General features: G+C 59.3%; 21 protein-coding genes. 8 read left to right on the forward strand and 13 right to left on the reverse strand.

Annotation, left to right across the window (positions count from 1 at the left end; translation table 11 throughout):
* Window positions 1-199 precede the first annotated feature (199 nt).
* Window positions 200-958 (reverse strand): CHAD domain-containing protein, encoded by a 759-nt coding sequence (locus AC1RP7_RS20450; RefSeq protein WP_493181050.1) that lies wholly within the window; start codon window positions 956-958, stop codon window positions 200-202.
* Between the two features lie 107 nt (window positions 959-1,065).
* Window positions 1,066-1,344 (reverse strand): hypothetical protein, encoded by a 279-nt coding sequence (locus AC1RP7_RS20455; RefSeq protein ID WP_034150181.1) that lies wholly within the window; start codon window positions 1,342-1,344, stop codon window positions 1,066-1,068.
* Window positions 1,345-1,563: 219 nt separating this feature from the next.
* On the opposite strand from AC1RP7_RS20455, the gene AC1RP7_RS20460 reads away from it, so the two are divergent.
* Complete coding sequence (locus tag AC1RP7_RS20460) at window positions 1,564-2,601, forward strand: patatin-like phospholipase family protein (RefSeq protein WP_057713795.1); 1,038 nt, start codon at window positions 1,564-1,566, stop codon at window positions 2,599-2,601.
* A 152-nt stretch (window positions 2,602-2,753) separates the two neighbouring features.
* Here the strand turns inward: AC1RP7_RS20460 and AC1RP7_RS20465 are convergent, their stop codons facing one another.
* The 6 genes from AC1RP7_RS20465 to kdpF all read right to left on the reverse strand — a co-directional run bounded on the left by AC1RP7_RS20465 (window position 2,754) and on the right by kdpF (window position 10,845).
* The gene (locus AC1RP7_RS20465) at window positions 2,754-3,452 is read right to left on the reverse strand and encodes a response regulator (protein WP_090457093.1); all 699 of its coding nucleotides are present in this window, start codon (window positions 3,450-3,452) and stop codon (window positions 2,754-2,756) included.
* A 48-nt stretch (window positions 3,453-3,500) separates the two neighbouring features.
* Complete coding sequence (locus tag AC1RP7_RS20470) at window positions 3,501-6,152, reverse strand: DUF4118 domain-containing protein (RefSeq protein ID WP_493181051.1); 2,652 nt, start codon at window positions 6,150-6,152, stop codon at window positions 3,501-3,503.
* Between the two features lie 129 nt (window positions 6,153-6,281).
* A complete protein-coding gene (gene kdpC, locus AC1RP7_RS20475) occupies window positions 6,282-6,827 on the reverse strand; it encodes a potassium-transporting ATPase subunit KdpC (RefSeq protein ID WP_492624755.1) in 546 nt (181 codons plus the stop codon).
* 142 nt (window positions 6,828-6,969) lie between these two features.
* On the reverse strand, window positions 6,970-9,027 hold the full coding sequence (kdpB, locus tag AC1RP7_RS20480) for a potassium-transporting ATPase subunit KdpB (RefSeq protein WP_090457099.1): 2,058 nt from the start codon (window positions 9,025-9,027) through the stop codon (window positions 6,970-6,972).
* Window positions 9,028-9,037: 10 nt separating this feature from the next.
* Complete coding sequence (gene kdpA, locus AC1RP7_RS20485) at window positions 9,038-10,747, reverse strand: potassium-transporting ATPase subunit KdpA (RefSeq protein WP_493181052.1); 1,710 nt, start codon at window positions 10,745-10,747, stop codon at window positions 9,038-9,040.
* 8 nt (window positions 10,748-10,755) lie between these two features.
* On the reverse strand, window positions 10,756-10,845 hold the full coding sequence (gene kdpF / locus AC1RP7_RS20490; RefSeq protein WP_079246727.1) for a K(+)-transporting ATPase subunit F: 90 nt from the start codon (window positions 10,843-10,845) through the stop codon (window positions 10,756-10,758).
* Window positions 10,846-11,189: 344 nt separating this feature from the next.
* Here kdpF and rfbB point away from each other — a divergent pair, with 344 nt between their 5' ends.
* The 6 genes from rfbB (at window position 11,190) to AC1RP7_RS20520 (ending at window position 16,716) form a co-directional block, all read left to right on the forward strand.
* Window positions 11,190-12,272, forward strand: a complete 1,083-nt coding sequence (rfbB, locus tag AC1RP7_RS20495; protein ID WP_057716576.1) for a dTDP-glucose 4,6-dehydratase — start codon at window positions 11,190-11,192, stop codon at window positions 12,270-12,272.
* Window positions 12,269-13,144, forward strand: coding sequence for a glucose-1-phosphate thymidylyltransferase RfbA (rfbA, locus tag AC1RP7_RS20500; RefSeq protein WP_057713789.1), 876 nt, complete (start codon window positions 12,269-12,271; stop codon window positions 13,142-13,144). The genes rfbB and rfbA overlap by 4 nt, the downstream gene beginning before the upstream one ends.
* Before the next feature lie 46 nt (window positions 13,145-13,190).
* The gene (gene rfbD / locus AC1RP7_RS20505) at window positions 13,191-14,060 is read left to right on the forward strand and encodes a dTDP-4-dehydrorhamnose reductase (protein ID WP_493181053.1); all 870 of its coding nucleotides are present in this window, start codon (window positions 13,191-13,193) and stop codon (window positions 14,058-14,060) included.
* Between the two features lie 258 nt (window positions 14,061-14,318).
* Complete coding sequence (gene eat, locus AC1RP7_RS20510; RefSeq protein WP_218494446.1) at window positions 14,319-15,683, forward strand: ethanolamine permease; 1,365 nt, start codon at window positions 14,319-14,321, stop codon at window positions 15,681-15,683.
* A gap of 141 nt (window positions 15,684-15,824) precedes the next feature.
* On the forward strand, window positions 15,825-15,992 hold the full coding sequence (locus AC1RP7_RS20515) for a DUF2897 family protein (RefSeq protein ID WP_079246726.1): 168 nt from the start codon (window positions 15,825-15,827) through the stop codon (window positions 15,990-15,992).
* A gap of 166 nt (window positions 15,993-16,158) precedes the next feature.
* On the forward strand, window positions 16,159-16,716 hold the full coding sequence (locus AC1RP7_RS20520; protein WP_057713786.1) for a TetR/AcrR family transcriptional regulator: 558 nt from the start codon (window positions 16,159-16,161) through the stop codon (window positions 16,714-16,716).
* Here AC1RP7_RS20520 and fabF read toward each other — a convergent pair.
* Window positions 16,713-17,987, reverse strand: a complete 1,275-nt coding sequence (fabF, locus tag AC1RP7_RS20525) for a beta-ketoacyl-ACP synthase II (protein ID WP_090457107.1) — start codon at window positions 17,985-17,987, stop codon at window positions 16,713-16,715. The genes AC1RP7_RS20520 and fabF overlap by 4 nt on opposite strands.
* Window positions 17,988-18,018: 31 nt before the next feature.
* Window positions 18,019-18,813, reverse strand: a complete 795-nt coding sequence (locus AC1RP7_RS20530; protein ID WP_493181054.1) for an SDR family NAD(P)-dependent oxidoreductase — start codon at window positions 18,811-18,813, stop codon at window positions 18,019-18,021.
* A 479-nt stretch (window positions 18,814-19,292) separates the two neighbouring features.
* On the opposite strand from AC1RP7_RS20530, the gene AC1RP7_RS20535 reads away from it, so the two are divergent.
* Complete coding sequence (locus tag AC1RP7_RS20535; RefSeq protein ID WP_218494444.1) at window positions 19,293-20,573, forward strand: Wzz/FepE/Etk N-terminal domain-containing protein; 1,281 nt, start codon at window positions 19,293-19,295, stop codon at window positions 20,571-20,573.
* 151 nt (window positions 20,574-20,724) lie between these two features.
* Here AC1RP7_RS20535 and AC1RP7_RS20540 read toward each other — a convergent pair whose 3' ends face one another.
* From AC1RP7_RS20540 to AC1RP7_RS20550, 3 genes are read right to left on the reverse strand one after another with little or no spacing between them, the layout of a single operon-like run.
* Entirely contained in the window at window positions 20,725-22,095 is a 1,371-nt protein-coding gene (locus AC1RP7_RS20540) for a TolC family outer membrane protein (protein WP_218494510.1), read from the reverse strand.
* A gap of 35 nt (window positions 22,096-22,130) precedes the next feature.
* A complete protein-coding gene (locus AC1RP7_RS20545; RefSeq protein ID WP_493181055.1) occupies window positions 22,131-23,453 on the reverse strand; it encodes an HlyD family type I secretion periplasmic adaptor subunit in 1,323 nt (440 codons plus the stop codon).
* A gap of 13 nt (window positions 23,454-23,466) precedes the next feature.
* A complete protein-coding gene (locus tag AC1RP7_RS20550; RefSeq protein WP_493181315.1) occupies window positions 23,467-25,209 on the reverse strand; it encodes a type I secretion system permease/ATPase in 1,743 nt (580 codons plus the stop codon).
* Window positions 25,210-25,466: the final 257 nt, after the last annotated feature.

Below are 25,466 nucleotides of genomic sequence, written 5' to 3' on the forward strand. Positions count from 1 at the left end.
ATCTTAACCATCTGGCGACGTGGATACATCGCCTATTCCGGCCAAATTGACTGACAGATAAGTCGCACAAGGCTCGTGCCGGACATATAACCTGCAGGAACGAGCCTGCTCGCGATAGCGCCCGGACAGCCAACATCAATGTTGAATGTCATGACCTCATCGCGAGCAAGCTCGCTCCCACGAAGGATCTCGAGTGGTCTCAGGATTTGAAACAGGCCTTGCTGAATTTTTCCAGAACGCGGTCCGCTCGGGTTTCGGCCTCGGCCATAGTGGCTTCCCATACGGCAACACAGGGTTGCAAATCCGCTTCCCGTTCAGCCATCGCCAGCCATTGCACGCAATCGTGCCAGTCGCCCAGCGCCCCCTGGGCCGATTTCAGCCGAGGCATGGCCGCTTTCGGCAAACGGTCCAGTTCGGGGTAAGCATCGATGCCATAGCGCACGCGCTTGATCAGCAGGCGCAGCCGATGACGGTCGTGGGTCGGATCGTGCAGTGCCTCGTCGAGTTTTTTCCATTGCTTGCCCAGGCGTTTTTCGATGCGCTTGCGCAGGCCCTTGAGCAATCCCTGGCGCTGAGCGGCACGCAGAAAACGCGGAAACGCATCGAGGACGATCAGCATTTGCGCGAGTTCGGGACTGGTCGCCACGGCCGGGTAAGCCTCGGCCATTTGCGCCATGCGCCACTGTGCGGCTTGGAGTTGATGGTGCTGGAGCAGGTACGCCGCCAGCACTTCGCGATCACGCAATGGTGTGGTCAGATCGCCCACCCGGGAGGCCGCCGCTTCCAGTTGTTCGACGCCGGGCAACCCGCGCAAGGGTCGCAACAGACTGCGTAACCGTCGCATGGTTGTACGCAGATCATGTAACGCTTCAGGGTCTGTACGCTCTTTCAAGCGGGCCTGACAGGCCAGCAGACGAACTTCCAGGCCCAGAACCTGAGCCACCAACCGATCGATCATGGGGGTTTACTCCGTAAACAGCGCCAGGTTGCAAGCTCCAGGCTGCAAGCTCCAGACTGCAAGCTCGAAGGCTCTTGCAGTTTAGAGCTTGTCACCGCTTTTTGCTTTTAACGCCCTGCGCGCGATTCACGAATATAGAAACGAGCCTTCTCGGCTTTTTTGGTGCAGCCTTCGAATCCCTCGAATTGCTGCTGGGTCTTGGCCGCGGTCAACAGCGACAGGGCCTTGGAGTAGCTGACGGTCCCGGCGAAACCTTCGGCTTTGGCCAGGTCCAGTTCATGCCATGCCGCATCCAGGTTACTACCGCAGCTGTCGCGATAAGCGGTTTTGCCGGCACAACCGGCCAGCGCCAGGGCAATCAATGGCACGCAGATCCAGGCTTTCATCACTCACTCCTCAAAAATAGGTCAACAGTCATGCAGGTAAGACGTTGTGGCACCTGAAAAGTGCCGTTGGTCGCCGTGCAACTATAGCGCCGACAAGAATAACCATGTGCCGCCATGGAGTGTCGAAAATACGACGCTCTTGTCCCCTCGAACGACCATGGCGATTGAAGCATGGCCCTCGATGGGTGCATTGTTGAATCATTCAAACGAGGGCGATCCATGAAAAAGCGTGTCGCACTGGTATTGGGCTCGGGTGGAGCCCGGGGTTATGCACATATCGGGGTCATTGAAGAGATCGAACGGCGCGGCTATGACATTGCCTGTATCGCCGGATGCTCCATGGGCGCGGTGGTGGGAGGGATCTACGCCGCCGGCAAACTCAATGACTACCGTGACTGGATCGAGAGCCTGGATTATCTCGACGTGTTGCGTCTGGTGGACGTCAGTTTTCGTCTGGGGGCGATCCGTGGCGAGAAAGTCTTCGGACAGATCCGCAAGATCGTCGGCGAGATCAACATCGAAGATTTGCGTATCCCCTACACCGCGGTTGCCACCGACCTGACCAACCAGCAGGAGATCTGGTTCCAGGAAGGTTGCCTGCATCAGGCCATGCGCGCCTCGGCAGCGATTCCCAGCCTGTTTACCCCGGTGATGCAAGGCAACCGCATGCTGGTCGATGGCGGCATTCTCAACCCGCTGCCGATCGTGCCGGTGGTGTCGAGCCATTGCGACTTGATCATCGCGGTCAACCTCAACGCCACCAACCAGCGCCACTATCAATTGCCGGTCATCCAGCGTCCCGCCGCCTTCAAGACCCGCTTCGACAGCCTGATCAACTCCGTCGGCTCGAAGTTGCCGTTCCGGCGCAAACAAGCCGAGCAATTGTTGATTCTGGAACAGGAAGCCTTGAAGGCCGAAGGTGCGGAGCTCAACCCGTGGATCGAATCCGCCGAGCCCCAGGCGCAGCAACCCGCGGCCGCTCCGGAAACCAGTGGCGCCCCCCGCTCCGCCACCGGTTCGTTCATCATCGACAACGTCGGGCCGGCGTCCTTGCTGGATTTGATCAACCAGAGTTTCGAGGTGATGCAGACGTCACTGGCGCAGTACAAGATTGCCGGGTATCCGCCGGACATCCTGATCAACGTGCCCAAGCGCGTGTGTCGGTTTTTCGAGTTCTACAAGGCGCCGGAGTTGATCGCGCTGGGACGGGAGATTGCGCGGGATACGCTGGACCGGTATGAGAATGAGCAGAACTGAACGTCTGAAAATTCTCGATTGAATGCAAGGGCCTCATCGCGAGCAAGCTCGCTCCCACAGTGAATCTTTGGTGTTCACAAAATGTGTGTCTGACCAGGATCCCATGTGGGAGCGAGCTTGCTCGCGATGACGTCAGATCAGGCAACGAAGATCTAAAGGCTGCCTTCACTCAACAACCGATACCCCACCCCAGCCTCGGTCACGATGAACCGTGGTCGGGTCGGGTCATCCGCCAGTTTCTGGCGCAAATGCCCGACCACGATGCGCAGGTAGTGAGTGTCTTCGGTGTGAGTCGGCCCCCAGATGTCCTTGAGCAATTGCTGCTGGGTGATCACCCGCCCGGGATGCCGCGCCAGTTGCGCCAGCACGGCGTACTCCTTGCGAGTCAGTGCGACTTCGACATCGTCGAGCAGCACCCGGCGATACGCCAGGTCGACCGTCAACGGACCGAAGTTTAGCTCCGCTTGTTGCACCTCGCCTGCGGGCGCCTGGCGCAATAACGCACGGATCCGCGCCAGGAACTCCTGAATGCCGAATGGCTTGGTCACATAGTCATTGGCGCCGCCATCCAGGGCCTCGACTTTCTGCCCTTCACCGGCGCGCACGGAGAGCACCAGTACCGGCACCGTCGACCATTCGCGAAAATCGCGCAATACCTGTTGGCCGTCCATGTCCGGCAAGCCGAGATCGAGTACCAGCAAGTCCGGTTTGTTCAACGCAGCTTGCGCCAATCCTTCACTTCCGGTGCCCGCCTCTAGCACTTTGTAGCCCTGGGAAGCGAGGCTGATGCGCAGGAATTTGCGGATCTGCGGTTCGTCGTCAATGACCAAAATGGTCGCGGTCTGGCTCATGAATTCACATCAACACAAAGAAGTGGCAAGAGAGTAGCGCAAGCGCGATCAGGCTTCACTTTCGTATCCCGGCTGAGCCTGTAGCGGCAGGTGCAACGTGATGCAGGTGCCGCGCCCCTCGATGCCGTCGGCAACGCTGATACGCCCGCCATGGGCACCGACCATGCCCTGACAAATTGCCAGCCCCAGCCCGGTACCCTGCCCGCCGCGATCACCCCGCGCCGCGGTATAGAACATGTCGAAAATCTTCGCCCGATCCTCCTCCGGAATCCCCGGGCCCTCGTCGCTGACCGAGAAAAACAGCTCACTGTCATCAGCCCCTGCGCACAATTGCAAACGCCCGCGGGGTGGCGAAAACCGCGCGGCGTTTTCCATCACGTTGATCAGTGCCTGTTCGATCAGTGCGGCATGCACGAACAGCAACGGTAACTCCGCCGGCACGTCGGTGCTGACCTGCAACGGCGCAAGGACTGTCCGCAGACGGTTGAGCGCACTGCCGACGATGTCTGCCGGCGATACCCAGTCCCGTGCCAGCTTCAGGGCACCGTGGCCGAGCCGGGTCATGTCGAGCAGATTTTGAATGTAGCGGTCCAGGCGCTCGGCTTCATCACGGGTGCCTTCGAGCAGTTCACGTCGATCCTCCAGCGGGATCGCTTCACCCAGGGCCAGCAGGCTATCGATACTGCCGCGCATGGATGTCAACGGTGTGCGTAAATCGTGGGACACCGAAGCCAGCAAGGCGCTGCGCAATTGCTCGGTTTCGCCGTGCAGCCGAGCCGCTTCCAGATCATCGGCCAGTTGCGCCCGGGCCAGCGCCTGGGCCAGCGGTTGGGTCAGCGCGGTCAACAAGCGTCGGCGTTGGCCGCTCAGGGTCTGGCCTTCCCTGGCGCACACGCCGAGCAACGCCAGCGGGCCGTCTTCCACCGATAACGGCCACCACCACCAGCGGCCGAACGGCAAGGTGCCGGTGCCCGCACCCGCGGGTTGATCGTGCTGCCAGGCCCAATCGGCGGCGGCGCGCTCAGCTTCGGTGAACTCCAGCGGGCCACCGGTTTCGACTTTCCAGCCGTTTTGCCCGTCGCGATTGAGCAGGCACAGTTGCACGTCGCTCCAACCGTTGAGGTGCTGGGCAGCCGCGCTGACCACGGCCTGGCGGTCGGTGGCGGCGGTCAGTTTGCGTGACAGGTCGAGCAGTTCGGTGGTCTCTTCCTGGGTATCGCGCAGTGCCTGCAATTGCCTGCGCTGGCGCGCCGCGAGGTTGCCGGTGAGGGCCGCCATCAGTAGGAAAAACAGCAAGGTCAGCACGTCTTCTTCGCGCTGGATGCTGAAAGAAAAATTCGGCGGAATGAACAGGAAGTCATAGGTCAGGAACGACAGCGCCGCACAGGCCAGCGCCGGCCCGAGACTGCTGCGCACCGCCACCAGCAATACCGCCGCAAGGAACACCAGGGAGATGTTCGGCAGTGGCAGTACGCTCTCCACGGCCCAGGCCAGAGCGCTGGCCAGAATCGTCGCCACCACGGCCAATGCGTAGTCGAACCAGACCAGTGAATGCATCGACCGCCGATGGGGTTGATGCGGTTGGTGATCGCTGTCGAGAACGTTGATTTCCAGCCCGCGCGCATTACGCAGCAGACGCGCCGCCAGCCCGCCACCGAACAGACGTCGGCGCAAACGCGGCCGGGACTGGCCCACCAGCACCAGGCTGGCGCGGCGTTCGGCGGCATGCTGGATCAAGGTTCTCGCCACTTCACCGGCGCGCAGCAACACCACTTCGCCGCCCAGGCGCTCGGCCAGTTGCTGGGCGCTTTGCAGGCGCAGGCGGGACTGCTCGTCACGCACGCTGCCGTTGTCCACGTGCACCAGGCTCCAGGGCAGGTGCCGCCGCTGGGCCACGCGACTGGCATGACGCACCAGGCGCTCGGCCTGGGCATCGCCGTCGACCCCTACCAGCAAACGCCCGCGCACGGCCGGCGCCGCTTGCCCCAACTGACGATACCCTTGGGCCAGATCGTTATCGACTTGAGCCGCCGCGGTTTGCATCGCCAGTTCGCGCAGGGCCGTCAGGTTGGTCTGGGAAAAGAACGCATCGATGGCCGCCCGCGCCTGCTCCGGCACATAGACCTTGCCATCGCGCAATCGCTCGAGCAGCTCCCGTGGTGGCAAGTCGATCAGCAGCAGTTCATAAGCTTCCTGCAATACCCAGTCCGGCAGGGTTTCGCGGACCTGCACACCGGTGATGCCGCGCACCTGATCGTTGAGGCTTTCCAGGTGCTGGACGTTGACCGTGGTGTACACATCGATGCCGGCGGCGAGCAGTTCCTGAATGTCCTGCCAGCGTTTTTCGTGACGACTGCCGGGTGCGTTGGTGTGCGCCAGTTCGTCGACCAGCACCAGCTTGGGTTTGGCGAGGAGCAGACCGTCAAGGTCCATTTCTTCGAGCAACACGCCACGGTATTCGGATCGTACCAACGGCTGCTGCGACAAGCCGCCGAGCAGTGCTTCGGTTTCGGCCCGGCCGTGGGTTTCGACGACGCCGGCAATGACTTTCACCCCTTGGCGCAACTGGGTGTGGGCCGCTTGCAGCATGGCGTAGGTCTTGCCGACACCCGGCGCGGCACCGAGAAACACTTTGAGCCGGCCACGGCCATCGCGGGGCAGGTCTGCTAACAGCGCGTCGGCGCGGCCGGAGTTGCTCATGCTTGGGGTCTCTTTTTACCTGGATTGATGTAGTGACTGTTCTGCAGTCTTCGCGAGCAAGCCCGCTCCCACAGGTGTACGCACTCCAATGTGAGAGCGGGCTTGCCCGCGATTGGCAGCGCCGCTGATTTACAGTTTTTCCAGCGCCCGATTCAACTCAAGCACATTCACCACCGGCGGGCCTACCAATGGCTGCTCGGTGTGGGCGTCCAGCAGTTGTTGCAGGGTCGCTACCGGCAGATTGCGCGCCGTCGCGACACGCGCCAGTTGATAGGCAATCGCCGCCGGAGGCAAGTGCGGATCGAGACCGCTGCCGGACGTAGTGACCAGCGCCAATGGCACCGGTCCCTGGTCTGGCACCAGCAGTTTGCTGGCATCGTCGATCACCCGCATCGCCAGCGCCGGGTTGCTCGGCGACAGGTTGCTGGCACTGCTCGACACGGTGGCAAAGGCACCGGCCGAAGGACGTGGGTGGAACCAGGCGTCGCCAACGAAATCCTGAGCGATCAGAGAGGACCCGCGGACCTTGCCCTCGGCATCCCGCACCAGGCTGCCGTTGGCTTGATCCGGGAACGCGACCTGGGCCACGCCGGTGACCACCAGTGGATAAGCGACGCCGGTGATCAGCGTCATCAGGACCAGCAGGCTCAGGGCCGGGCGTATCAATGTGGACATTTGAAAATCCTCGAATTCACAGGAAAAACCTGTAGGAGCGAGCTTGCTCGCGATGCAATTGAGAGCGCCGTGTACAGTCAGGAAGCACTCGTTATCGTTAACCACCATCGCGAGCGAGCTCGCTCCTACAGGGGGGGGTCAGTCAAACCAGATGTAATGCCGTCAACAGCATGTCGATCGCCTTGATCCCCACGAACGGCACCAGAATCCCGCCCAGGCCGTAGATCAACAGATTGCGCCGCAACAACGCTGCCGCACTCGCCGCGTGAACCCGCACACCGCGCAGCGCCAGCGGAATCAGCACCACAATGATCAGGGCGTTAAACACGATCGCCGAGAGAATCGCGCTCTGCGGGCTGCTCAGGTGCATCACATTGAGCACGCCCAGTTGCGGGTAGATCGCGGCGAACAGCGCCGGCAGGATTGCGAAATACTTGGCCACGTCGTTGGCAATGGAAAACGTCGTCAGCGCACCGCGGGTGACCAGCAACTCCTTGCCGATCTGCACCACGTCCAGCAGCTTGGTCGGGTCGCTGTCGAGGTCGACCATGTTGGCCGCTTCACGGGCCGCCTGCGTGCCGTCGTTCATCGCCATGCCGACGTCCGCCTGGGCCAGGGCCGGAGCGTCGTTGGCGCCGTCGCCGCACATGGCGACCAGACGACCGTCGTTTTGCTCGTGACGAATGCGCGCCAGTTTTTTCTCCGGCGTGGCTTCGGCCAACACATCGTCCACACCTGCCTCAGCGGCGATGGCAGCGGCGGTCAACGGGTTGTCGCCGGTGACCATGACGGTGCGGATCCCCAGTTTGCGCAACTCGGCGAAACGCTCGCGGATACCGGGCTTGACCACGTCCTTGAGGTGGATCGCCCCGAGCAACTTGCCGTCGGCACACACCAGCAACGGGGTGCCACCGCTTTGGGCGATCTTGTCTATTTCACGGGACAGGGCCGGTGCCAGGTCAGCACGCTTGAGACCAACGAACGCCAGCAACGAATCCACCGCGCCCTTGCGGTACACGCGCCCCTGATAGTCGACACCGGACAAGCGGGTTTCGGCACTGAATGGCACGGCTGTCAGCACCTCAGCGGACGGTTCCGGTTGCGGATGGGTGCCGCGCAGGTACTCGACGATCGACTTGCCTTCCGCAGTGTCGTCGGCCAGCGAGGCCAGCAACGCGCCTTCGGCCAACTCCCCGGCTGTCACGCCAGGCGCGGCATACACCGCCGAGCAACGACGGTTACCGAAGGTGATGGTGCCGGTCTTGTCCAGCAGCAGGACGTGCACGTCCCCCGCCGCTTCCACCGCACGACCGGACTTGGCGATCACGTTCAGGCGCACCAGGCGATCCATACCGGCGATACCGATGGCCGACAGCAAGCCGCCGATGGTGGTCGGAATCAACGTGACCAACAGCGCCACCAGGAACACCAGCGGCAGGCTGCCATTGGCGAAGTGGGCGAACGGTTGCAGGGTGACGACCACCAGCAGGAAGATCAGGGTCAGGCCGATCAGCAGGATATCGAGCGCCACTTCGTTCGGGGTTTTCTGGCGCTTGGCGCCTTCGACCAGGGCGATCATGCGGTCCAGGGTCGACTCACCGGGGTTGGCGGTAATCTTCACCAGCAGCCAGTCGGACACCAGCCGCGTGTTGCCGGTGACGGCAGAACGGTCGCCACCGGACTCGCGAATCACGGGGGCCGATTCACCGGTAATCGCCGCTTCGTTGACTGCCGCGATGCCTTCGATCACCTCGCCGTCACCGGGGATCATCTCCCCCGCTTCGACGCGCACCACATCTCCTTTGCGCAGGTTGGCGGCGGGCACCACCTGAAAGCTGCCGTTGCCGGTCTTGCGCCGGGCGCTCAAGCCTTCACTGCCGGCCTTGAGGCTGTCGGCGCGGGCCTTGCCGCGACCTTCGGCCAGGGCCTCGGCGAAGTTGGCGAACAGGACGGTGAACCACAGCCACACAGCGATTTGCGCGGCGACGAAAGTCGGCACTGCGGTGTCGGGAATGAAGCACAGCACGGTGGTCAGGATCGCCGTCAGTTCGACCACCAGCATCACCGGCGCACGCTGCAACTGCCGTGGGTCGAGTTTGACGAAAGCTTGCAGCAGCGCCGGGCGCCACAGGGCCGAGATCGCGGTTTTCGGTTGCTCCAGCGCCTTGACGGCGACGGTTTTGGTTACGGGCATATTCATCATCAGCTCCTTAGCTCTTTAACCCAAAAGCAGCCATACCCAGATGTTCAGCGATTGGACCCAGTGCCAAAGTCGGCAGGAAGGTCAATCCACCCACCAGCAAAATGGTCACGGTCAGCAGGGTCACGAACAGCGGACCGTGGGTCGGGAAGCTGTTCTGCCCGATCGGGGCGGTTTTCTTCAGCGCCAGGCTGCCGGCCAGGGCCAGGACCGGGAGGATGTAGCCGAAGCGACCGATCAACATGCCCAGGCCCAGCATCAGGTTGTGGAAGGGGGTGTTGGCGCCGAAGCCAGCGAAAGCGGAACCGTTGTTGGCACTGGCCGAGGTGTAGGCGTAGAGCAGCTGACTGAATCCGTGAGGCCCAGGGTTGCTCACCGCAGCCACCGGGCCTGGCAGGCTGGCGGCGATCGCGCCGAGCACCAGTACGCCAATCGGCATGACCATCAGGGTCACCACCAGCAATTGCACTTCCCTGGCTTGCAGTTTCTTGCCGAGGTATTCCGGAGTACGACCGATCATCAGGCCGGCGAGGAACACCGCGATCAGCACGTTGAGCAACATGCCGTAGAGCCCGGCGCCAACGCCGCCGAAGATCACTTCGCCGACCATCATGTTGACCAGGGCCACCATGCCGCTCAGTGGGTTGAGGCTGTCGTGCATGCCGTTTACCGAACCGTTCGACGCGGACGTGGTGGTCACCGACCAGAGCACGGTGGCGGTGGTGCCGAAACGCGCTTCCTTGCCTTCCAGCGGCGCGGTCTGCTCGACAGCGACGTTGTTCAAGGCAGGGTTAGGTTGGTATTCAGCCCACAGCGAGGTCGCGCCGCCGATCAGGAACAGCGCCAGCATGCAGGCGATGATCGCGCGACTCTGACGCAGGTCCTTTACGTAGTGACCGAAGGTGAACACCAGTGCCACCGGGATCAGGATGATCGAGGCCACTTCGAACAGGTTGCTCCACGCCGTCGGGTTCTCGAACGGATGCGCCGAGTTCACGCCGAAGAAGCCACCACCATTGGTGCCAAATTGCTTGATGGCAATCTGACTGGCAGCCGGTCCCAGCGGAATCACTTGGTCAACACCCTGCATAGTCACTGCATTCACGTACTGTGCGAAAGTTTGCGGCACGCCCTGCCAGACCAGGTACAGCGCCAGCAGCAGGCACAGCGGCAGCAAGCCGTAGAGGGTGGCGCGGGTCATGTCGACCCAGAAGTTGCCCAGAGTCCGGGTGGATTTGCGGCCGATGCCGCGACACAGCGCGACCAGTACCGCCAGACCGGTGGCGGCGCTGACGAAGTTCTGCACGGTGAGGCCAGCCATCTGGCTCAAGTAGCTCAGGGACGCTTCGCCGCTGTAGGCCTGCCAGTTGGTGTTGGTCATGAAGCTGACGGCGGTGTTGAACGCCAGCGTCCACTCCTCACCCGGCAGGTTCTGCGGGTTGAGCGGCAGGTGGTCCTGGAACAACAGGATCGTGAACAGCAGCAGGAAACCCGCGAGGTTGAAGGCAATCAAGGCCAGGGCGTATTTCTGCCAGCTCTGCTCGGCTTGCGGATCGACGCCGGCCAGACGATAACAACCACGTTCGACCGGACCGAGAATCGGCGTCAGCCAGGTGCGCTGCCCTTCCATCACCTTGTAGTAGAAGCGCCCGAGAAACGGCGCCGGGACCAAAACCAGGGCAAAAAAACCGAGGATCAGCCAATAGTCATAACTGTGCATAGCCGCTCCTAGTTCCGGTCCGCGCGCAGCAGCGCAACAAACAGATAAATGAACAGCCCCACTGCCAGCAGCAGCGACACCCCGTCCAGAACGCTCATGGAAGTTCTCCGTGTTACGGCGTATTGCCGCGTGTGGAGTCATTGTCGGAAAGGAGGCTGTAAAGGAACGAGATCGAGGGTGCCCGCAGGGCATAAAGAAAGCGTAAAGAGTGGGTTTACGCGGGGGTTACAGGGTGCGGGAAGGCGTTCCAGCACGGAAAAAACCGGGAGTGTCGTACGTAGAGCGTTAAATTGTGCGCGAGAGTAGTGAGTGCTGGTTGCAAGTCATGGATAATCCGGCCCAAATGACGCGACGCAACCGATTGGGGTCAGGATCTCTTGCACCTCCCCGCTTGCGCCTGCAAGCTACCTCTATTCGCATTACTGAAAAAGGCTGGCCCAACGTGCGTATCCTAATTACCGGCGGAGCCGGTTTCATAGGCTCGGCCCTTGTCCGCGAGCTGATTCAACACACTGAGCATGAAGTGCTCAACCTGGACAAACTGACGTATGCCGGCAATCTCGAGTCGCTGACCAGCATTGCCAACGACACTCGCTACGAGTTCGTTCAGGCCGATATTGTCGATCAGGCGACCGTCAGTGCAGTGCTGGCGCGCTTTCAGCCTCACGCGATCATGCACCTGGCAGCGGAGTCCCACGTCGATCGTTCCATCGACGGGCCATCGGAATTCATCCAGACCAACATTGTCGGCACCTACAGCCTGCTAGAAGCCGCCCGAGCCTATTGGCAAGCCCTCCCGGAACCTGAGAAAAGCGCCTTCCGCTTTCATCACATTTCCACTGACGAGGTTTACGGCGACCTGCACGGTGTCGATGATCTGTTCACGGAAACGACGCCCTACGCGCCGAGCTCGCCCTACTCCGCCAGCAAGGCAGCGTCCGACCACCTGGTCCGCGCCTGGCAGCGGACCTATGGCTTGCCGGTGCTGCTGACCAATTGCTCGAACAATTACGGGCCGTTCCACTTCCCCGAGAAACTGATTCCGCTGGTCATCCTCAATGCGTTGGCCGGCAAGCCGCTGCCGGTGTATGGCAATGGCCTGCAAGTGCGCGACTGGCTGTTCGTCGAGGATCACGCCCGTGCGCTGCTCAAAGTGGTGACCACCGGCACCGTCGGCGAGACTTACAACATCGGCGGGCATAACGAACAAAAGAACATCGACGTGGTGCGTGGCATCTGCGCCCTGCTCGAAGAATTGGCACCGCACAAGCCCGAGGGCGTTGCGCATTACGCCGACCTCATCACGTTCGTCCAGGATCGCCCTGGTCATGACCTGCGTTACGCAATCGACGCCAGCAAGATTGAACGCGAACTGGGCTGGGTGCCCGAAGAGACCTTCGAAACCGGCCTGCGCAAAACCGTTCAATGGTACCTGGACAATCTGGAATGGTGCCGCCGCGTTCAAGACGGCAGCTATCAGGGCGAACGCCTTGGCGCCATCAATCCCAAGGAGCTGCTCGCATGATGAAAGGCATCGTTTTGGCGGGTGGCTCGGGCACGCGCCTGCACCCAATTACGCTTGGAGTGTCGAAACAGCTGTTGCCGGTCTACGACAAGCCAATGATCTACTATCCGATTTCGGTGCTGATGCTGGCCGGCATCAAGGATATTCTGCTGATCTCCACCCCGCAGGATCTGCCCCAATATCGCAATCTGCTGGGTGACGGCAGCCAGTTCGGGGTGAATTTCAGCTTTGCCGAGCAGCCATCACCGGACGGTCTGGCCCAGGCCTTTCTGATTGGCGAAGAGTTCATTGGCGATGACCCTGTGTGCCTGATCCTGGGCGACAACATCTTCCATGGTCAGCACTTTGGCGAACAATTGCAGAACGCGGCAAAACGCACCTCCGGCGCCACCGTATTCGGCTACTGGGTCAAGGACCCCGAGCGCTTCGGCGTGATTGATTTCGACAGCGATGGCCGTGCCCTTTCGATCGAAGAAAAACCGAAAGCGCCGAAATCCAGTTATGCCGTTACCGGCCTGTACTTCTACGACAACGATGTGATCGAGATCGCCAAGGCGGTGAAACCTTCGCCTCGCGGCGAGCTGGAAATCACAGACGTCAACAATGCCTATCTGCAACGTGGCGATCTGCAGGTCGAGCGTTTTGGTCGAGGTTTCGCCTGGCTCGACACCGGCACCCACGATAGCTTGCTCGAAGCCTCTCAGTACGTGCAGACCATCGAACACCGCCAGGGTCTCAAAGTCGCCTGTCTCGAAGAGATCGCCTATGAAAATGCCTGGATCAACCGCGAACAGTTGATGGAGCGCGCCCGGTACTTTGGCAAAACCGGGTATGGCCAGTACCTGGCCAAGCTGGCAGGGGAAGAGCAATGAACCTGTGCGAGCCCGATTCGCCCGGTAACGAGACTGGACTGTTCCCGTGAAAATACTCATCAATGGCCGACACGGTCAGGTTTCACATGAATTGCAACAGCGGCTGGGGGCTGTCGGTGAACTGGTCGTATTGGGTCGCGATCAGCTCGATCTCGCGCAGCCCGATCAGATTCGCCATCAAGTGCAAAACATTCGACCCGATCTGATCATCAACGCGGCGGCCCATACAGCGGTTGATCTGGCAGAAAGTGAACCGCAATCAGCCTTTGCCATTAACGCCGTAGCTCCCGGCATGCTGGCCGAAGAAGCGCTGGCTCTCGACATCCCGTTGATACATTACTCCACGGACTATGTATTCGACGGGACGAAAGCCGGACCTTACAACGAGGACGACACGCCCAATCCGCTCGGGGTGTACGGCAAGAGCAAGCTGGCCGGTGAACAGGCCATCAGGGACGTGCAAGGTAAACATCTGATTCTGCGTACCAGCTGGGTCTACTCGACTCATGGCCGCAATTTTCTGCTGACGATGCAACGTTTGCTGCAGGAGAAACCTGAGTTACGTGTAGTCGCCGATCAAATCGGCGCACCTACATGGGCCGGTACAATCGCCAATAGCACCCTTGCCCTGATTGAACGCTGGCAGACGAGTCAGGTTACCAACTGGGGTACTTATCACCTGAGCGCTCAAGGTGAGACCTCCTGGTTCGGCTTCGCCCAGGCGATCGGTGAAGCGCTGCGACAACAGGGCAAGCCCTGCGCCGACCTGTTACCGATCCCGTCCAGCGACTACCCGACACCCGCAGCCCGACCGCTCAACTCGCGCCTGGATTGCAGTCGCTTGCAACGCGACTGGGGTGTCAGTCAACCAGACTGGCAAACGGCGTTGCGCGAGTGCCTCAATCTGCAAGCCTGAATATCAACCGCTGCCCGCACCGGCATTGAAATACCAAGCCTGCGCGTTGCAGCGGTGTGGGGAGCGGGTATGCGGGCTTGCTCGCGAAAGCCGCATTTGAAACCGGCGCGCCCCTGACTGACGCACAATATTCGCGCATCCAGTGGCGAACATCCCCGATACGACAGCTTTCAGCCCATTACGACGTGCAATCGCGAAATGGCACGCCCACTGCACTGGCCTCCCCTGAGCTTTCCAAACCACTCAGGGAGCAAACCCATGAACACACAACTCAAACCCACGCTGGGCACCTTGCACCTGTGGGGCATTGCGGTCGGGCTGGTGATTTCCGGAGAGTATTTCGGCTGGAGCTATGGCTGGGGCGTGGCCGGAACCTTGGGCTTTCTGGTGACTTCGTTCATGGTCGCCACCATGTACACCTGCTTCATTTTCAGCTTCACCGAACTGACCACCGCCATTCCTCACGCTGGCGGTCCCTTTGCCTACAGTCGTCGCGCCTTTGGCGAGAAAGGCGGCTTGATCGCCGGACTGGCGACACTGATCGAATTCGTCTTCGCCCCACCGGCGATTGCCCTGGCCATCGGCGCCTACCTCAATGTCCAGTTTCCTGCCCTGGACCCGAAACACGCGGCAGTCGGTGCCTACCTCGTATTCATGGGCCTCAACATCCTGGGCGTGAAACTGGCGGCGACCTTCGAACTGGTGGTCTGCGTGTTGGCGGTCGCTGAATTGCTGGTGTTCATGGGCGTGGTCGCACCGGCATTCAGCTTCAGCAACTTCGCGCTCAATGGCTGGGCCGGCTCCGACGTGTTCGGTGCCCCGGCGATTGCCGGGATGTTCGCGGCCATCCCCTTTGCCATCTGGTTCTTCCTCGCCATCGAAGGCGCAGCCATGGCCGCCGAAGAAGCCAAGGACCCGAAACGCACGATTCCCAAGGCTTACATCAGCGGTATTCTGACCCTTGTGCTGCTGGCGATGGGTGTGATGTTCTTCGCCGGTGGTGTCGGTGACTGGCGCACCCTGTCGAACATCAACGACCCGCTGCCGCAGGCAATGAAAACCGTGGTCGGCGAAAGCTCGGGCTGGCTGCACATGCTGGTGTGGATCGGCCTGTTCGGCCTGGTGGCGAGTTTCCACGGGATCATCCTCGGCTACTCGCGGCAGTTCTTCGCCCTCGCCCGGGCCGGTTACCTGCCGGCGTCCCTGGCCAGATTGTCGCGTTTTCAAACCCCGCACCGGGCAATCATCGCCGGCGGTGTGATCGGCATTGCAGCCATCTACAGCGACGGCCTGATCAACCTCGGCGGCATGACACTGACCGCCGCGATGATCACCATGGCCGTGTTCGGCGCCATCGTGATGTACATCATGAGCATGCTCAGCCTGTTCAAACTGCGTAAAACCGAGCCGAACCTGGAGCGCACCTTCCGCGCCCCGTGCTACCCGCTGGTGCCGTTCATTGCACTGATGCTGGCGGTGGTGTGCCTGGTGGCGATGGCCTGGTTCAACACGTTGATCGGCCTGATCTTCCTGGGCTTCATGGTGGCCGGTTTCCTGTACTTCATGCTCACCGCGCAATTGCGCGCCGACGCACCGGCGGATGCGATGTTGACCGGACATTGAAAGCGTTCGAGTGAACCTTGGACAACAGGCATAGAATGGGGGTAATAGCGATGGAACTGCGACAAAACCCCATCACTCAAAGTGGTATGCACGATCGGTTGGCGAACCCTCGCCAACCCGCCTGCTTTCAAGGAGAGTCCTATGCCCTGGTATGCCTGGTTGATTCTGGTCGTTGCCATCGGCTCGATCGTTGGTGGTCTGATGATGCTGCGCGACACCGCCAACAAGGTCGAACTGACCGAAGAGCAACGTAAGCGCGTCGCCGAACGCAATGCGGAAATGGACGCCAAGGAAGCGCAGGACCGCTGACTGAAAACCCCGCCTGAAACGGCGGGGTTTGTTTTTGCGTGAAAGCACCTGAAATCATGCCGCTTTTGACCCATATCGAAGCATCTGCATGTTTTTTAGAAGTAGAAGTACAGTCACCATGCAATTTTCATTGGTTAATATGTCCGCATTGATGCGGAGATATCAGATGCGTTACTCGCAGGACCATAAAGCCCAGACCCACCAACGCATAATCAAAGAAGCTTCAGCGCGATTTCGACGCGATGGTATCGGCGCGACCGGGCTGCAACCCCTGATGAAAGCACTGGGCTTGACCCACGGTGGCTTTTACTCGCACTTCAAGTCCAAAGACGAACTGGTAGAGAAAGCCTTGCAAGAGGCTGGCGCACAAGTCGACGAGTTGTGCGCGCAAATCTTCGCCGAAGAGCATCCACTCGAATCCTTCATCGACGCTTATCTGTCCGAATGGCATCAAACCTCACCTCAGGAAGGCTGCCCGCTGTTGACCATTTCTTCGGAACTGGGACTGCGTGGTCAACCGAGTCCAACCAGCGATGTCGTGCTCCAGGCGCGACTCGATCAGATCCAGCACACCCTTGACGGAGAGCGGAGCGCCGAGCGCAGCATTGTGATCATGTCTACGCTGGTCGGCGCCTTGCTGTTATCGCGTAGCGTTGCCGACGCCGAATTTGCCCAACGGATTCTCGACGTCGCACGCGAACACCTCAAACACTCGCAGGATTAACCCTGCCAACGCTTGAACAGCACACTGGCATTGACCCCGCCAAATCCGAAGCCGTTGGACAATGCGTATTCGATGGCCATCGGCCGAGCATTGCCATGAACGATGTCCACGCCTTCAGCGGCAGGGTCCGGGTTTTCGAAGTTGAGGGTCGCCGGCACGATCTGGTCGCGGATCGCCAGCAGCGTAAAGATCGCTTCGAGTCCACCCGCTGCACCGAGCAAATGCCCGGTCGCCGACTTGGTCGATGTCACGGCGATGCCGTTTTGCGCGCCGAACAATGCCTTGATCGCCGCCAGCTCCCCCAGATCCCCCACCGGAGTCGAGGTTGCATGCGCATTCAGATGCTGAACCTGAGCCGGTGAAACACCTGCTTGTGCCAATGCCAACGACATCGCTCGCCGCGCACCGCTGCCGTCCTCGGGGCCGGCGGTCAGGTGAAAGGCATCGGCGCTGGTGCCGTAGCCGACCAGCTCCGCCAGCGGGTGCGCGCCCCGGGCCAGTGCATGGTCCAGAGACTCGATGACCAGCAGCCCGGCCCCTTCTCCCATGACAAATCCATCTCGACCACTGTCGAACGGTCGCGAAGCGCGCTCAGGCGTTTCGTTGTAAGCGCTGGACAAGGCGCGAGCAGCCGCAAACCCGGCAAGGCTGACCCGATCGATCGCCGCTTCCGCACCGCCGCACACCGCGATATCCGCCTCCCCCGTACGGATCAGCCGCGCCGCGTCACCAATCGCCTGAACCCCGGCGGCGCATGCCGTGACCGGCGCGCCTAATGGCCCCTTGAAACCATGCTGGATCGACACATGACCTGCCGCGAGGTTGACCAGAAATGAAGGGATAGTGAATGGAGACAAACGTCTCGGACCACGGCTATCGGTGGTGCGAACCGCCTCGGCAATCGCGCCGAAACCACCTACACCTGAACCGATGATGGTGGCCGTGCGCTCCTGGGCATTGGCATCCAGCGCTTGCCAGCCGGCTTGCTCCAGTGCCTGACGCGCCGCTTCCATGGCGAACAGGATGAAGCGGTCCATCTTCTTTTGCTCCTTGGGTGAGGTTGCCCGGTCCGGATCGAACCCCGCCTCCGGATCGTCAGCCAGAGCAGGCACTGCACCGCCAACCTTGGCCGGCAGATCGGCAACCACCTCTTGCGGTAAATTGCGCAGCCCGGAACGCCCGGCCAACAGCCGCGCCCAGACCGCTTCGACACCGCTCCCCAGCGGTGACACCAGGCCCATGCCCGTTACAACTACTCGACGATCACTCATACCAAATACACCTCAAGCCGATTGATGGCGCTTACCGATAGCGGGCAGCGGCCTTGCTTCTGGAAAGGTTAGGCGCCATGACATGACGCGCCGCCACGAACGCATCCCAATCCGCCGCATCGGGCAACGAAGGAATGGTGATCAATTCACCCTGATCCAGGCCCGACAATGCGGCATCGACCATCTCACCCGCCTCCATCACCATTTCCGCTGGAATTTGTGAAGCATCGATACCGGAGCGCTCCCAGATCTCGGTTCGTGTCACACCGGGCAGCACCGCCTGAACCTGCACCCCAGTGCCATCCAGTTCGGCGCTCATCGATTGAGTCAAGCTCAATACATAGGCTTTGCTGGCGCTGTACGTCGCGTTGAAACGTTCGGGAAATAAAGCCACCACCGATGCGATATTGATGATTGTGCCGCGCCCGGCCTTGGTAAAGCTGGCCGCAGCTGCCGAGGCCAATCGCGTGACAGCGGTGATATTCAACTGAATCATTCGCTCCAGTTGATTGGTATCGGCATTGGCCAACAGCCCGTCCGCCGCCACGCCGGCGTTATTGAGCAACAGGCTGATACTCGAATCGCTGCGTAACCGCTGTTCGAGTTGCAGCACCTCTTCCTTCTGGGTGAGATCCGCCTTCAACACTTCGACCTTGATCCCATGCTCGGAGCGTAGCTTACTCGCTGCCGCCTCCAGCCGCGGCTCGTCGCGAGCCACCAGCAACAAATCAAAACCACGGGCTGCCAACCGCTCAGCGTAAACCGCCCCGATACCTGAAGAAGCGCCGGTGACGAGGGCCGTACCTTGGGACTGAACTGAATTCATGACGGTGCTCCTGGAGAATGCTGAAGGACGCCTGACGCGAAAGCACTTCGGCGCAAGCGGATTTTATTATAACCATAATCCCATTAAAATATGATACCTGTAATTTTTAATTGGCCGAGTAACGGAAGGTTCTCGTCAGTAACCCAGGCCAGAATGGAGAGTAGCCCCAGAATGAACATGAAACCGCGACGAGCCTGTGGGATGGAGCGAACGGTATTGCGAGCCGACCGATAAACGGTGGGGCGAATCAACAAAGCGCTTTCAACGGTCACAGAGAGACGGGGGCCTGACGATAGGGCCTTCAAGGCGATGTCTGAGCCGCGACTGCGCTCGCATCCGTGACAGTTCCCCGCCCTTGCTGTTTGTTAACAAATGCTGGAAAATCCAAAAAATTTAACAAAATGTAAAGTTTTCTAACCTAGATGACGGCAATTTCCAGACATAGTTTGGAGAGTCTGTCCAAATTTTTAGAGCGCGTAATGAACATTCCAGTAAACACTATTGATACCCCCCGACAGGAAGTCGTTGAAGTAAAGGAGCTTATCGGTAGCCTTTGGGATCAAAGAGCAATTATTTTATTGTTTACTGCACTAACTGTTACCGCCGCTATTGCTTATGCCCTGTTGGCAACTCCGGAATATGAAGTTGAAACCACTGTCCGGCCTGTCCCTCTGGCAGACCTGGATGAGTTGAATGAGTCCGGGCTTTACAAGCTCTTGCCAAAAGACGCACTGAATATCATCGGCTCATCAATGCAGTCTTATGATGTCCGCCTGAAGTTCTTCCAGGCCAATCCGCAGTACCTTGCGCCATTGCAGGCACCTGGGCAATCCATTGAGAGCGCATTTGAGACGTTCAACGAAAGAGCATTTTCGCTTGAGAAAATTGACCCTAAAAAGAGCTCCAGCCTTTCCGAAGCCGTTGGCCTTAGCCTCAGATATCCTCAGGGTGTAGATGGCGTTGGCATCTTGAGAGACTTTACCGACTTCGTTGTCAAAGGCGAAAAGGAAAAAGTTGCTTTAAACTTAAAAATATTGATTGCCAACCGCATCGACCAGGCTGAAAAGAAGCTGGAGTCAAAAAAGTCCGCTTATGAGGCAGAGAAAGACTCCAAAATTGCTCACTTGCTGGAAAAAGATCAGCTAAAAAAGCAAGTACTTCAAGACGAACTCAAAGCACTGCGTCAACAACTGCAAAGCCGCAGACAAAACCGCATCAAAGAACTTGATGAAGCCATCGTCATCGCCAAGAAACTCGGAATTGTAAAACCCACCACACCTTCGGCGCTGGGAGATGGAGAGCAAGCACATCAGGGCAACATGATCCGCACGGAAGTCAACAACCAGAAAATACCCTTGTATTTCCTGGGACAGGCGGCACTGGAAGCAGAGCGTGCCACCTTGGTAGCTCGTCATTCCGATGACTTCACCGAGCCGCGTATTGATGAGATTCAAAAAGAGCTCAGCCTGCTGACCACCAACCGCGAAGCAGCACTTCTCAAGGAGCGGAATCATCCTGAACTGTTTCTCAAGGACTTCGCGGACATCAGCGGTGAGTTGACTCACCTGAAGCAACTGAATGTAAATTTCGATCAGTTAAAACTGGTCAATGTTGATAAAGATGCGACGGAACCTCAAGCACCTATAAAACCGAAGAAAGCCCTGATCGTTGGATTTGGCCTGATCTTTGGATTCATGCTCGGCCTGGGTGTCGCCATCATTCGTCGCGCCGTACTGTCTCTGCATTCATCACGTCGTTAATTGTCGAGGGCTGCGCTTGCTCTTCAAGCGCAGCTCGACTTGACCAATGGCTTTAGTACCATCCTGTATCCCCCCAAAAATACCAACAGCGCTTTTTTGACAATACAGCTTGTCAGTCCCGCTACGCAAAGAGCGCTTGACGGACGACAACTTACTCCCGCAGCGTCTCTGGTGAAGTGATCGCTTGATCATTTCCACTCAACCAGAGATTGACGTTTTCGACACTTTCTTCCGACAACTTTCCGGCCCAGCGATTCAGGATAAAAAGGTTGGTTATAAAGTCGTATTGAGTCTTGAGCAGATCGCGACGTGCTTTGAATTCGTTCTGCACAGCGGTCAAGACATCCACGGCATTAACCACGCCATAGGTAAATGCTTTTTCAGCCGCAATGCGCGATTGCTCGGCCGAGGCCAATGCATTGCGGCTGGCGTGGATCTTTTCCACGCTTGAGTCTGCAGTCAAATACGCGTTTGTCGTTTCCTTGACCACTTGCCGACGCGTCGCTATCAATTGCTGTTCTGCGGTGAGCTGATCCTGATACAGCTGCCTTACCCGCGCGGACGTCGTGCCACCGCTATAGATCGGTATCTGTACTCCCACACCCGCGACATAGCTGTCGGTCTGTGGCGCCAACGAATTGTTGTAGCCTTCGTTGCTCTGCTGCGCACTCAGGTTCAGATTGACCGTGGGATAGTGCCCGCCCTTACCTTCGCGCAGGGCAGCCTCTGCTGCTTCCTGTGCATTTTCACTGGCCTTGATCGCCGGGTTGTCGGCGATCGCCAAATTGACCCAACTCTCCAGGCTTTCGGCGGACACCTTCAATTCGACGTCATTACGCACACGACTCAGCTTCTCTTTGACCGGTCGTCCGATAATTTCCGACAACGCAACACGGCTCAGGCTGGACTGGTTACGCGCTTCGACTTCCTGGGCAGCCAGCGAATCGACTCGGGCCTGGAGATCCAGCAAATCGGTAACCATCGCCAATTGCTTGCTGTAAAGCGCACTGACCCGGTCGAGGTTCTTCTGGGTAGCCCTGCGTTCGGCCCGCACCAATTCAAGTTCATCATCGGCAGCCAGCGCAGCGAAATATCGCTGCGCAAGATCCACCGTGGCCTCGGCCTGAGCCTCTTTTGATTCGGAGTCAGCCTGCTTGGCCAGGCTTTTATAGCGCTGGTAGTTTTCCCAGGCAGCCTTGTTATACAACGGCTGGGTCAACCCCACCGAATAATTGCGACTGTCGTAGGCCTCGTCGATTTGAAGGTTGGACTGTTTGATCCGGTTGAAACCCGCGTTGGCCGTCACCGAGGGCAACAGACTGCCAAACGCCTGGTTTTGCTGCTCGACCCCGGATTGAGCCTTCGAGTAAGAGGAGATCACCCGAGGGTCCTCCAGGCGCGACTCGCGGTACAACTGCATCAAGTCGACCGAGTAGCTCTGTTTACTGACCGAAGCTGTTTGCGGCGTAGTGATAGAGGGTCGAGCGGTGGGCGCTTCAGCAGCATGGACAGGCAATGCCATCGAACCCAAAACCAGGCAGGGAAACAGACGCACGATCACTCCTCGATCATTGACTGGGCGATAACGTCACGTGCCGGCTGCATCAAGTATTGCAGCATGGTGCGCTCTCCGGTGTTGATCAATACGTCTGCCGGCATACCCGCCAACAGCTTGCGATCTCCCAGCTTTCGCGCGCCCTCCCCCGTCACACTGATGCGCGCCAGGTAGTACGGTGCACTGGTTTTCTCGTTGATCAAACGATCGCCGGATACACTCGTCACTCGACCTTCGATGACAGGTGTCGTGGCCGTGTTAAAGGCGCTGAAGCGAATGTCCGCCAACTTGCCGATAGCGATTCGGTCGATGTCATTGGGCGAGACCTGCGCCTCGACCACCAGGTCGGAAACGGATGGAACGATATCCAGCAAGGGCGTTGCGGGTCGCACAACGCCACCGATGGTGTGAACCGTCATGCCAATCACCATCCCGTCTTCCGGAGCGCGAATAATCACCCTGCTCAGGCGATCTTCCAGCGCCGAGGCTTTTTCCTGCAGGTCGTAGGCCTTGGTCTGGGTCTCTGCCAACTGCTTGGTAACGTCGGCGTTGAAGTCCTTGTCGATCTGCAGGATCTGCAACTGGGTTTCGTTGATCTGCAACCTGGTCTTGATGTTTGTCGAGCGGTGATCCGCCACTTCAGACTTGAGCAAGTCCAGCTTGCGCGCCTGTTCCAGCATCCGCTGTTTGTCGACAAAACCCTGGGCCAGCAACTCTTTCAACTCGGCAATTTCGCCGCTGTAGGATTCCTGCAAGCTGGTCTTGGTACCGATCATGGTGTCGGTTCCCTTGATTTGCTGATTCAACTGACCAATACGCTCTTGCAGGACCGAGATTTGCCCAAGTCTCGAGCTACGCCGCGCGTTGAACACCTGAGTCTCGCCGAAACGAGCCTCATCACTGCGCTGACTCTCGGAATTGACATCGCTCGGGAAGGCAATTGTCGGAAGGTTATCCCGCTCGGCGAGCAAGCGCGCCTCCGCCGTCCTGGCAGCGATCAACTGGCTACGGGTCATCTCGTATTCGGAGCGCAGTTGAGCGTCATCGAGCACGATGATCGGGTCGCCCTTCTTTACGACATCGCCGTCATGGGCAAGCAGGTCCTTGACGATGCCGCCCTCCAGATGCTGCACCGTCTTGCGATACGTTTGCACGGTAACGACGCCCGGCGCGTAGGCCGCACCGTCGAGTGGGGCAAACGTCGCCCACCCGCCGAACAGGCCGAACGTCACCAGTACAATGAAAAATCCTGTTCGGCGTATAGATATGTCGGACGTGGGCAGATCTGCGAAAGTATCGGCAGGAGTAGCGAGTGTACGGTTCATCGAGAGTTTCCTGTCAAACGTCGGTCGACGCGACGTCTGTGCCGGCCCGGGCAGCCGGCTTTTGCTGGGCGGCCAATTGAGGCGCATTGAGTTGCGCGAGGACCTGATCCCGCGGGCCATACAGGCTGATGGTGCCGGCGTTCATCACCAGCAAGCGGTCGAGCTGGGCCAGGATCGAGGTCCGGTGGGCGATGACGAAGACCGTCGCCCCCGTGAGTTTCAACTGTTGCAGCGCCAACGCCAGCGCACGTTCACCGATCTCGTCCAGGTGAGCATTCGGCTCATCCAGAACGATAAGCCGCGGGCTGCCATAGAGTGCCCGGGCCAGCCCGATACGCTGACGTTGCCCACCCGACAGATTGATGCCCCCTTCGCCAATGACCGTATCGTAGCCATTGGGCAGCATCAGAATCATTTCGTGGACACTGGCGGTCCTGGCCGCCAGCACCACTTTATCCGGATCAACGACACCAAATCGCGCTATGTTGTCGCTGATAGTGCCTTCGAACAATTCAATGTCTTGCGGCAAATACCCGAGGTGCGGCCCCAATTGGCTTCTGTCCCAATTGGCAATATCGGCGGCATCCAGACGAACGACCCCAAGCTGTGGTTTCCACACGCCCATCAAGGCTTTGCCAAGCGTCGACTTGCCCGAGGCGCTTGGTCCGACAACACCGATCATGGCGCCTGCCGGCGCGTTGAAACCGATGCCTTTGATGATCGGGGTCCTTGATCCCGGAGCCCCCAGCGTGAGGTTCTCTACCGTCACATGTCCGATTGGAGCGGGCAATTGCATCCGCTCCGGCTCGGCACTTTGCTGGTCGAGAACGCTGTTCAGACGTGCGTATTGTGAGCGGGCAGCAATGAATCCTTTCCAACTGCCGATCATCAAGTCCAGCGGCGCCAGCGCTCGCCCCAACAGCACGGAACCTGCGATCACCAGCCCGGGGTTGATCTCATGGCTGACCGCCAGATAAGCGCCAAGGCCAAGAATCAGTGATTGAACGAGCAAACGGAAAGTCTTTGATATCGATGTGATGATCCCGCTGCGATCGCTGGCTCGGGACTGCAACAACAGCACGTTCTTTTGACGCAGACTCCAGCGTGACATGAGGGAGTCAAGCATGCCCATGGACTCGATCACTTCGGCGTTGCGCAAGTTCTTGGTGGTGTGCAGTGTCGCACCAATGCTCTGCTTGTTGGCCTCCGCCAGAACTTTGCCCGTGGATTGCTCATTGATACTGGCCAGCGCCAGCAAAACCACCGCACAACCGATTGCCGTCCAGCCATACCAGGGGTGAAACAGGAACAGCACTGCGACATAAATCGGCAACCACGGAGCATCAAAAAACGCGAACAGACCGTTCCCTGACATGAACTGGCGCAGCCCGGTCAGGTCGCTGAGCGACTGGGCCGACGCATCCATGCCACCGCTGTCCAAGGCCCGTTTGAAACTGGCCCTGTAGACATCACGGCCAAGCAGCACGTCGAGCCTGGTGCTGACACGAACCATGATCCGCGAGCGTACCCACTCCAGCAGGCCCATCGTCACGAGCAGGAAGGTCAGGATAATGGTCAACATGGCCAGCGTCGTCAGGCTGCCGCCCGTGACGACCCGCCCGTAGACCTGAAGCATGTAGAAGGTCGGGACCAACATCAGTGCATTGATGAACAGACTGAAAAAACCCACCGATATGAAGCTGCTCCTGCAGGCCCTCAGGGCTACTTGCAGGCTGTTTTCGGGTGTACTGCGTATCATCTCGGAACTGACAACCTGGTGTGTTGATCGGGGATTGCGGGGCGCGCGAGTGTACCACCTGAGCAACACCTGCAGAATGAAATCGCCAGTATTGCGGCAGTGCAATGCAATCGACGAGCAGCGCTCGCCCTTACTCTCTGAAGACTTATAATTACGCTATGGCTGATAATGGTTCTTTAACATACCGCCCAAAGAACTGTAACATATGTGAAACTTTGGCCAGCAACGCCGTTTGCAGAACGATTCGGGTATCG

This window comes from Pseudomonas sp. GW822-FHT01E03, from assembly GCF_058802985.1.